Origin of the sequence: Promicromonospora sp. NPDC057138 (assembly GCF_042670845.1) — a bacterium.
Taxonomy (GTDB): domain Bacteria; phylum Actinomycetota; class Actinomycetes; order Actinomycetales; family Cellulomonadaceae; genus Promicromonospora.
On record NZ_JBHUUX010000112.1, the window covers coordinates 1 to 9,533 of the forward strand.

Here is a 9,533-nt window from a genome sequence, read left to right on the forward strand (position 1 = left end):
TCCCCGGGGTGGGCCGGGGAGGCTCGGACAAGCGCTCTACTTCGCGGACCTCGGGGTCAGGCCTTGGTGACCGAGACCGTGCGGGCCGGGCCCGGGGTGACCGTGAGCGACGTCGCCAGGGTCTCGCGCGCCACCAGCTCGCGGTGCTCCTCGACGGCGGCGACCCACTCGGCCGGGACGGTCAGGTCGAGCGCGATCCGGTCGGCGACCTGCAGGCCGGCGGCCTTGCGCGCGTCCTGCACGTCGCGGACGACGTCGCGGGCGTACCCCTCGGCGCGCAGCGCGTCGTCCAGGGCGAGGTCCAGGACCACGAAGCCGCCGCCGGTGAGCACCGCGGCCGCGACGTCGGCGGTATCGGCGGAGTCGCCGCCCACCACCGTCGTCAGCTCGTACTCGCTCTCGAGCAGCTCGACGTCGCCGCCGTCCGTCGCGACCACCACCGCGCCCGCGTCCGTCGTGGACCAGGCGCCCGACTTCGCGGCCTTGATCACGGCCTGCACCCCGCGCCCGAGGCGCGGGCCCGCGGCCCGGGCGTTGACCGCGAGGCGCTCGGTGATGCCGAACTCGGCGGCGACCTCGGGCGAGAACGCGACGAGCCGCACGTCCTTGACGTTCAGCTCGCTCTCCAGCAGCCCGGCGAACGGCGCGACGCCGTCCGGGTCCGCCACGGCGACGACGAGCGACCGCAGCGGCTGGCGCACGCGCAGCTTGTTCGCCTTGCGCAGCGCCAGCGTCTGCGACACCACGGCCCGCGCGGACTCGACGGCGGCGACGAGGGCGTCGTCGGCCACCAGGGTCTCGACAGGCTCGACCAGCGAACCGGTCTCGACAGGCTCGACCACCGCGGCCGCACCGGCCAGCGACGGCCAGTCCGCCAGGTGCACCGAGCGCCCGCCGGTCAGCCCGCGCCAGACCTCCTCCGTGAGCAGCGGCGCCAGCGGCGCCATCACCCGGCACAGCACCTCGAGCGCCGTCGACAGGGTGTCGAACGCATCCGTGTCCTCGGCCCAGAACCGGTCGCGCTGCGTGCGCACGTACCAGTTGGTCAGGGCGTCGAGGTACTGGCGCACCGTGTCGCAGGCGCCCGCGATGTCGTAGCCATCGAGCTGCTCGGTCACGTCCGCGACCAGCCCGCGCGTCCGCGCCAGCAGGTAGCGGTCCATGACGGGCAGCCCGGCGACGCGCTCGGGCGTCAGCGGCTGCGTCTGGTACCCCGCGCCGTCGGACGCGGCATTGGCGTACAGCGTGAAGAAGTAGTACGTGCTCCACAGCGGCAGCAGCACCTGGCGCACCGCGTCGCGGATGCCCTCCTCGGTGACCACGAGGTTGCCGCCGCGCAGGATCGGCGACGACATCAGGAACCAGCGCATCGCGTCGGACCCGTCGCGGTCGAAGACGTCGTTGACGTCCGGGTAGTTCTTCAGCGACTTGCTCATCTTGCGGCCGTCCGAGCCCAGCACGATGCCGTGCGAGAGCGCCGTCTGGAACGCCGGCCGGTCGAACAGCGCCGTCGACAGCACGTGCATCATGTAGAACCAGCCGCGCGTCTGGCCGATGTACTCCACGATGAAGTCACCCGGGAAGTGGTGCTCGAACCAGTCCGAGTTCTCGAACGGGTAGTGCACCTGGCCGTACGGCATGGAGCCGGAGTCGAACCAGACGTCCAGGACGTCCTCGACGCGGCGCATCGTGGACCGGCCCGTCGGGTCGTCCGGGTTGGGCCGGGTGAGGTCGTCGACGAACGGGCGGTGCAGGTTCGGCTGCCCGTCCTGGTCGAGCGGCAGGCGCCCGAAGTCGCGCTCCATATCGGCGAACGAACCGTAGACATCGACGCGCGGGTAGGCCGGGTCGTCCGACTTCCACACCGGCACGGGCGAGCCCCAGAACCGGTTGCGCGTGATCGACCAGTCGCGTGCGTTCTCGAGCCACTTGCCGAACTGGCCGTCCTTGATGTGCTCGGGCACCCAGGTGATCTCCTGGTTCAGCTCGCCCATGCGGTCCCTGATCTTCGTCACCTCGACGAACCACGAGGACACGCCCATGTAGATCAGCGGGTTGCGGCAGCGCCAGCAGTGCGGGTAGGAGTGCGCGTACTGCTCGCGGCGCAGCAGCACGGTGCCCGACGTCGTCCGCCCCGCCTCGTCGTCCGCGACACCGCGCGTGCGGGCCTTGAGGTGGTCCATGATCGGCGCGTTCGCGTCGAAGACCTGCAGGCCTGCGTACTCCTCGACGGGGAAGATGAAGCGCCCGTCCGGGCCGACGGGGATGACCGGGTCGACGCCCTCGCGGTCGGTGACCTGCTTGTCCTCCTCGCCGAAGGCGCCGGCGTTGTGCACCAGGCCGGTGCCGTCGGTCGTCGTGACGAAGTCGGCCTCGACCACGCGGTGCGCGCCCGGGTGGCCCTCGAAGTAGCTGAACGGCGGGGTGTAGGCAGCGCCCAGCAGCTCGCTGCCCTTCAGGTGCCCGACGACGTTCGGCGCCTCGGCACCCTCGTCCGTCAGCTCCCGCGCGTACGCGTCGACGCGCGCCTCGGCCAGCACGTACCGCTGCGGGGTGCCGGTGAAGGACGACTCGACGACCACGTAGTCGACGTCCGGCCCGACCATGACCAGCAGGTTGGAGGGCAGGGTCCACGGCGTGGTGGTCCAGATCAGCAGGTGGTCGCCCACGCGGAGCACGTCGGCGCCGTCCGGGACGGTGGTCACCGGGAAGCCGACGGTCACCGCCGGGTCCTGCCGCTGCTGGTACACGTCGTCGTCCATGCGCAGCTCGTGGTTGCTCAGCGGCGTCTGGTCGTTCCAGCAGTAGGGCAGCACGCGGAAGCCCTCGTAGATGAGGCCCTTGTCGAACAGCGACTTGAAGGCCCAGACCACGCTCTCCATGAACGTCGGGTTCAGGGTCTTGTAGTCGTTGTCGAAGTCCACCCAGCGGGCCTGGCGCGTCACGTACGTGCGCCACTCGTCGGTGTACTTCAGCACGCTGGAGCGGCAGGCCTCGTTGAACTTGTCGATGCCGAGCTCGACGATCTCGTCCTTGGTCTTGATGCCGAGCTGGCTCATGGCCTCCAGCTCCGCCGGCAGGCCGTGCGTATCCCAGCCGAAGCGGCGCTCGACGCGCTGCCCCTTCATGGTCCGGTAGCGCGGCACGACGTCCTTCGCGTACCCGGTCAGCAGGTGGCCGTAGTGCGGCAGGCCGTTCGCGAACGGCGGGCCGTCGTAGAAGACGAACTCGTTGCTGCCGTTCTCGCCCGCCGGGCGGGCCTCGACGGATGCGCGGAAGGTGTCGTCCTTCTCCCAGTACGCGAGGACGTCGCGCTCGACGTCGGGCAGGCTGGGCGACGCGGGCACGGGGTTGGCGTCGTCGCTCGGACGGTGCAGCGGATAGGCCATGGTTTGGTGGCTCCTGGCGGTTCAGCGGTTCGGCAGCAGGTGGACTTCGGTTCGTGCTCTGCTGCGAGGACGCCGCACCTGGGTGCGCCGCGGTACCACCCCGCTTGACACTCGCCAGTGGCGTGCGTCCGCTCGTTGACGGCTGTGACGGGCCTACCCGTCCGGTTCTACTGGGGTTCCCTCTGCCCGACCCTTCGACAGGCTCAGGGCGGCGCGGCAGGGGGACCTGTTCTTCCGGAGGCTCGCCGGTGATAGCCGGGTCGATGCCTGTGAGGCCATCGTACCGGGCAGTGGCAACCGGAAAAGTCCGGCGTGCAACCTGATCGCACCCGCCGTGCGTCCAGGGGACATGAACGCAATCAGCGAGGCGACCGGACCGCCGGTCACCGCGGAGCCCAGGTTCACTGTGGTCCGCACAGGGGTGTCGACCGAGGAGCAGTTCCGGCTCTTCGCCGTCCAGCACACCGCGGCCCTGCACCGGATCGCCTACCTGCTGTGCGGCGACGACCACCGCGCCCACGACCTCACCCAGATCGCGCTGGAGCGGACCTACCGCCGTTGGTCCCGGCTCAAGGACGGCAACCCGTTCGCGTACGCCCGCCGGGTGCTGGCCACCGCACGGATCGACGGCTGGCGGCGCACGCGCCGCGAGGTCCTGCGGTCGCCGGAGGACGTCGTCGTCGCGCAGGAGGCGAGCTGGGTCCCCGGGGCCGACAGCGGGGCGCAGGTCGCCGAGCGGGAGCGCCTCGTGCGCGCGCTGCGGCAGCTCGGGCCGAGCCAGCGCCGCGTGGTGGTGCTGCGCCACCTGCTCGACCGGTCGGAGGCCGACGTCGCCGAGGAGCTCGGCGTGAGCGTCGGCAACGTGAAGTCCCAAGGCGCACGCGGCCTCGCCCGCCTGCGCACACTGCTCTCGGAAGGACAGGACGCATGAACGATCAGCTCACTCTCGATGAGACCGTCGACGAGGGCTGGGTAGCGCACCTGCGCGACCTCAGCACCGGCGTCGTACCGCCCACCTCCGCCAACCCGCACGCCATGTCGCGCGAGGCGATCCGCCGCACCCGCACGCGCCGCGCGGTCCTCTCGACCGGCGGTGGCGTGCTGACGGTGGCGGCCGTCGCGGGCGCCGCCTTCGCCCTCGGCGGCCCGACGACGGGGGGCGGGCTCCTGCCGGGCGGATCGGCGTCGGCGGGCGCGGATGCGTCGACGTCGGCGGACTTGTCGAGGTCGGCGGACCTGTCGAGGTCGGAGAAGGAACGACGGGCGAAGGAGGTGCGGGAGGCCGCGATCGCGGCGCTGGCGTCGGCCGGCGTGCCCGACGGATGGGAGGTTCACGAGCTGGAGGGCCTGACCTATGCCCTGCCAGCCGAGATCGTGAGCAGCGGCCCGGTCCAGGACGAGCCCGGCGTGACGTCGGACATGTGGCACAGCAGCGAGGACCCGGACGCCCCTCCGTTCCTCCGGATCGCCTACGTCACGCCCGACTACGAGTTCTACGACACGAAGGCCGGCGGCCTGACCCAGACGCCGGGCCGTGAGGCGACTTCATTTGATCTGTCGGGGGCGACGACGGCCACCGTCGAGGACGGGAGCAGCCAGGAGCTGCGCGAGATCATGGCCATGCCTGCGGGCGACGGGGCGGCCGAGCCGGTGCGGATCCTCGTCCACCGCGCCGACGGTCCTGGCAGGTACCTGATCACGATGACCCTGCCCGAGGGGAACAGCGAGCTCGTCGAGGGCTTCCTGGACTCGCTGCGCCTCAACTGAGTCCGCGGCCGCCGACGCGCGGCCGCCGCCATCGGCCGCCGTCGCGGCTGCGAAGTTGACCACAGCAGTTCCTGCCAGGCAGGGCCAGGTTCTGGCAGCAACTGCTGTGGTCAACCTCCGCATCTGCGGAGGCTACGGCGCCTGTGGATAACATCCACTATCAAATGGCAGCATCGGATGTAATGGTGGGCGTGCCGAGAGAGATGCCCGTTCCGCCGCAACTGCTCAGCCTCGCGCGCCGGCAGGGCGGGCTCGTGTCTGCCGCGCAGTGCGAGGCGGCCGGCGTCGGGGCGTCGCGGCGGCGCAACCTGGTCGCCCGGGGCCGGTGGCAGCGGGTGACGCGCGGCGTCTTCGACGCGGGTGGCGTGCCGGCCGGACTGCACCCTTACGACGTCGACCGGCTGCGGTCGGTGTGGTCCGCTCTCCTTGCCAACCGGCGCGCCATCGCCGTCGGCGCGTGCGCGCTGATGCTGCACGGGGTCGAGGGGCTGCCACGCCGGCTCGTCCCGGAGGCGGCCCTGCCGCGCGGCGCCGCGGGCAGATCTCCGGACGGGTTCGTACTGCGGCAGTACGGGCCCACGCCCAAGACCGTCGAGATCCAGGGCCGCGAGGTGGTCCTGGTGGAACAGGCGCTGGTCCAGGCGTTGCCGACGCTGACGCGCGACGAGGCCGTCGCATGCCTCGACAACGCCCTGAACCAGGGGCTGATCCGGACGGAGCAGCTCGAGACGATCGGGCGGCGGCTGCGGCGACGTCGGGACTCTGCGAAGGTGACCGCCTGTCTTCCGCTCATCGACGGGCGAGCGGAGGCGCCGCCGGAGAGCCACGCGCGCATGCGGCTGCACGATGCCGGCATCGCCCCCGACGACCTGCAGCGGGAGTTCTTCGACGCCACGGGACGCTTCCTCGGCCGGGCGGACATGGTGTGGTACCTCGGCGACGACCGTTGGCTGATCGTAGAGATCGACTCCCAGGAGTTCCACGGCTCCGAGCGACAGGTGCAGCATGACGCGATCCGGCAGAACAGACTGCTCGCCGACGGGCAGAACATCATGCTGCGGTACTTCCCGGCAGACCTGGACGACCAGTTCACCGAGGGCGTCGCCAAGGTCCTGGAGCGCGAAGCCTGGAAGCCGGGCCGCCAGCTGCCGCCCCGCCGTCCGGCGGCCGGCGAAAGTTGACCAGAGCACTTTCTGCCAGACCTGGCCCGCTTCTGGCAGAAAGTGCTGTGGTCAACTTCCGGGTCCTGGCCGGGTCAGCCGACGCTGAGCTGGACCGTGTGCCAGCCCGTGGCTCCGTCCGGGGCCGGCGGGGCCTGGGCCTCGGTCTGGACCAGCCCGTCGGTGTCCGTGGCGCGGACCGCGAGCGTGTGGTCGCCGGCGTCGAGGTCGATGGACGCGCGCCACTGGCGCCACGTGTCCGGGCCCACCGTCTCGGCGAGCTCGGCGGTGACCCAGGCGCCGTCGTCGGCCCGGACCTCCACCTTGCCGATGCCCGTGTGCTGCGCCCAGGCGACGCCGGCGACCGTCACCGCGCCGGGCGCCGCCGAGCCGCGCGGCACGTCGATGCGCGACTCCAGCTTGATCGGTCCCAGCGCGGACCAGCCGCGCGGCGTCCAGTAGCCCTGGTCGGCGTCGAAGGTGGTGACCTCGAGCGACGTCACCCACTTGGTCGCGGACACGTAGCCGTACAGCCCCGGCACCACGAGCCGTGCGGGGAAGCCGTGCTCGACGGGCAGCGGCTCGCCGTTCATGCCGACCGCGAGCAGGCTGGCGCGGTCCGGGTCCTGGAGCACCTCCAGCGGCGTGCCCGCCGTGAACCCGTCGTCGCTGCGGGAGAGCACCATGTCCGCGCCCGCCTGCGGCTTGGCGCGCTCCAGCAGGGCCCGGATCGGGTAGCCGAGCCAGAGGGCGTTGCCGATGAGGTCGCCGCCGACGGTGTTGCTCACACAGGCGAGCGTCACGTGGTGCTCCTCGAGCGGCAGCGCGAGGAGCTCGTCCCAGGTGATCGTGAACGGCTCGTCGACCAGGCCGTGCACCTCCAGCGACCAGTCCGCCGGCTCCAGCTGCGGCACGCGCAGGGCCGTGTCGATGCGGTAGAACTCCGGGTTGGGCGTGAGGTACGGGGTCAGCCCGTCGAGCTCCAGGTCGGCGCCCGCAGGCACCGGGGCCGCGGCTTCTTTCGCGGCGGGCAGGCTGATCTTCTCGCGCACCGCGTTCACCGCCGACGCTCCCGCCGACACGACGCGCGAGCCAGCCAGCGCCAGCACCGCGACGCCCGCGGCGATCCCCGTGACGGCCAGGAACCCGCGCCGGTCCACCGTGGTGCCTTGGTCCGTGCGCAGGTCCGCGACCGGCCGCAGCTTCGCGATCGCCGTCCGGAGCAGGATCACCGCGCCGCCGATCCCGACGACGCTCGGCAGCGCCCACAGCGCCGTCGCGTCCGGGCGGAGCACGGCGACCATCGCCCCGACGACGCCGACCGCCCCGATCAGCAGGGCGCCCACCGGCGGACGGCGCAGCTCCAGCCAGCCCGCGAGCGCCGCGCCCAGGGCCAGCACCACGCCCATCGACCCGAGCAGGACCGCCTTGTCGTTGGTGCCGAACCACTGCACGGCGAAGTCCTTGAGCCACCCCGGCACGGCGTCGACGACGGCGGCGCCGCCCGCGAACAGGGTGCTCGCGGCGGGCGCGACGAGAGCGGCGACGAGCTCGGCGACGGCCAGCCCTGCGGCGCCTGCGACGACGCCGGCCAGGGCGGCCCACCCGGCGTCGTGCGGGGAGCGGTCGGCCCGCGGGTCCGCGGGGCTCTCGGTTGCCTGGGTCATGAGCCAAGCCTGGCACGCGGATCGGGCCCCGCCGAGCGACAGCGGCGAACCGTCATGACTCCGTAAGGCGCCGGCACGTCCGGATCAGGTCAGGGCGCTCCGTCGCCCGCCTGCTCCATGAGCCTGGCCGCGAGGTCGTCAGCCCAGGCGCTAGCCCAGGACCGATGTGCCTCGAGCTGCGAGCTGCGGAAACGCGTCCTCCCACACGCTCCGGACGGTCCGTCCGACGAGAGTGCGGAGGACTGGCCAGAGCTGAAGAAGCACGTCTCGATTGAGATAGGCCGGCAGATCGTCGCGCAGACCCTCGTGCAGGACGATCCGGTACAGACTCATGCGCTGACGCGGCTTGCCGAGGTCATAGGAAGCCATCCCTGACCAGGCGACATGCTGTGGGAGGTCCACGATCCCCTCGGACGGACCCTGGAGGAGGTCCAGCGAGTCGGGCAGCCGTTGCTCGTACCTTGCGCGATACTGCGCGAGATCCTCGACGTCCACGTCCGAGCTCGACGAGGATCGGGCATGCGGGATCGAAGGGCTGGCGTCCATGCCTTCATTGTGTTCGAGCATCGTGTCCAAGTTTCGTCACTGTGTCCCGCCTCACACCCCGGTACCGCGGACGATCTTCGAGTTGTGGGCCTGGGCGCGCGGACGGATCGTCACCAGGTCGATGTTGACGTGGTCCGGGCGGGACAGGGTCCAGGCGATGGTGTCGGCGATGTCGGCGGCGACCAGGGGCGTGTAGCCCTCGTAGACCGCGGCGGCCTTCTCGGCGTCGCCGTCGAACCGGACGAGCGAGAACTCTTCGGTCGCGACGGCGCCCGGGGCCACCTCGATGACGCGGACGGGCTCGCCAGCGATCTCCCAGCGCAGCGTCTGGGACAGCATGTGCTGAGCGTGCTTGGCGCCCGTGTAGCCGGCGCCGCCCTCGTAGGCGCCCTGGGCAGCGGTCGAGGTCAGGTTCACGACGTCGGCCACGCCCTTGGCGGCGCCCGCCTCGCGCAGCAGGGGCAGCACGGCCTTGGTGACGCGCAGCGTGCCGAGCACGTTGATCTCGTACATGCGGCGCCAGTCGTCGATGTCGGCGTCCTCCACGCGGTCGAGGCCGAACGCGCCGCCCGCGTTGTTCACCACGGCGTCGAGCCCGCCGGTGGCGGCAAGGTAGGACGCGAGGGCGGCCACGGCGTCGTCGTCGGTCAGGTCGACCGCGTAGACCTCGCAGCCGGTCTCGGCGGCGAGCGCCTCCAGGCGGTCGGCGCGGCGGGCGGCGGCCACGACGTCCCAGCCGTCGGCGCGCAGCCGGCGCACGGTCGCGGCACCGATGCCCGACGACGCCCCGGTCACCAGGGCGCGGCGGTTCGGCGTGGTCTCGGATCCGCTCGAGGTGGCTGTATCGGTGGAGGTGCTGTCACTCATGGCCGCACTGTAATGCCTCGGCCGGTGCCCGCCGCGGCTCGATCCGGAGCGGCTGAGGGCGAGCCGGAAGGTCCGCTTCGATCACACGATCTGGCGTGAGTCAGGCGCCGAACCCATGCCAGATCGTGTGATCGCTG

Annotated in this window: 7 protein-coding genes; 3 read left to right on the forward strand and 4 right to left on the reverse strand. The window is 71.8% G+C overall.

Features of this window, described 5'->3' with window-relative positions; all coding sequences use genetic code 11:
• Positions 1 to 56: 56 nt before the first annotated feature.
• A complete protein-coding gene (ileS, locus tag ACFT2C_RS28385) occupies positions 57 to 3,389 on the reverse strand; it encodes an isoleucine--tRNA ligase (RefSeq protein ID WP_377210455.1) in 3,333 nt (1,110 codons plus the stop codon).
• Between the two features lie 349 nt (positions 3,390 to 3,738).
• Between ileS and ACFT2C_RS28390 the strand changes: the two genes are divergently transcribed.
• The 3 genes from ACFT2C_RS28390 to ACFT2C_RS28400 all read left to right on the forward strand — a co-directional run bounded on the left by ACFT2C_RS28390 (position 3,739) and on the right by ACFT2C_RS28400 (position 6,337).
• Entirely contained in the window at positions 3,739 to 4,320 is a 582-nt protein-coding gene (locus ACFT2C_RS28390) for a SigE family RNA polymerase sigma factor (protein WP_377210456.1), read from the forward strand.
• Positions 4,317 to 5,156 carry a hypothetical protein gene (locus ACFT2C_RS28395; protein ID WP_377210457.1) on the forward strand — a complete coding sequence of 280 codons (840 nt, stop codon included), beginning with the start codon at positions 4,317 to 4,319 and terminating at the stop codon, positions 5,154 to 5,156. The genes ACFT2C_RS28390 and ACFT2C_RS28395 overlap by 4 nt, the downstream gene beginning before the upstream one ends.
• 191 nt (positions 5,157 to 5,347) lie before the next feature.
• Complete coding sequence (locus ACFT2C_RS28400; protein ID WP_377210458.1) at positions 5,348 to 6,337, forward strand: type IV toxin-antitoxin system AbiEi family antitoxin domain-containing protein; 990 nt, start codon at positions 5,348 to 5,350, stop codon at positions 6,335 to 6,337.
• Between the two features lie 74 nt (positions 6,338 to 6,411).
• On the opposite strand, the gene ACFT2C_RS28405 is transcribed toward ACFT2C_RS28400, so the two are convergent.
• The 3 genes from ACFT2C_RS28405 to ACFT2C_RS28415 all read right to left on the reverse strand — a co-directional run bounded on the left by ACFT2C_RS28405 (position 6,412) and on the right by ACFT2C_RS28415 (position 9,396).
• On the reverse strand, positions 6,412 to 7,983 hold the full coding sequence (locus ACFT2C_RS28405; RefSeq protein WP_377210459.1) for a molybdopterin-dependent oxidoreductase: 1,572 nt from the start codon (positions 7,981 to 7,983) through the stop codon (positions 6,412 to 6,414).
• Positions 7,984 to 8,133: 150 nt separating this feature from the next.
• Positions 8,134 to 8,529, reverse strand: a complete 396-nt coding sequence (locus tag ACFT2C_RS28410; protein WP_377210460.1) for a hypothetical protein — start codon at positions 8,527 to 8,529, stop codon at positions 8,134 to 8,136.
• Between the two features lie 51 nt (positions 8,530 to 8,580).
• The gene (locus ACFT2C_RS28415) at positions 8,581 to 9,396 is read right to left on the reverse strand and encodes an SDR family oxidoreductase (RefSeq protein WP_377210461.1); all 816 of its coding nucleotides are present in this window, start codon (positions 9,394 to 9,396) and stop codon (positions 8,581 to 8,583) included.
• Positions 9,397 to 9,533 lie beyond the last annotated feature (137 nt).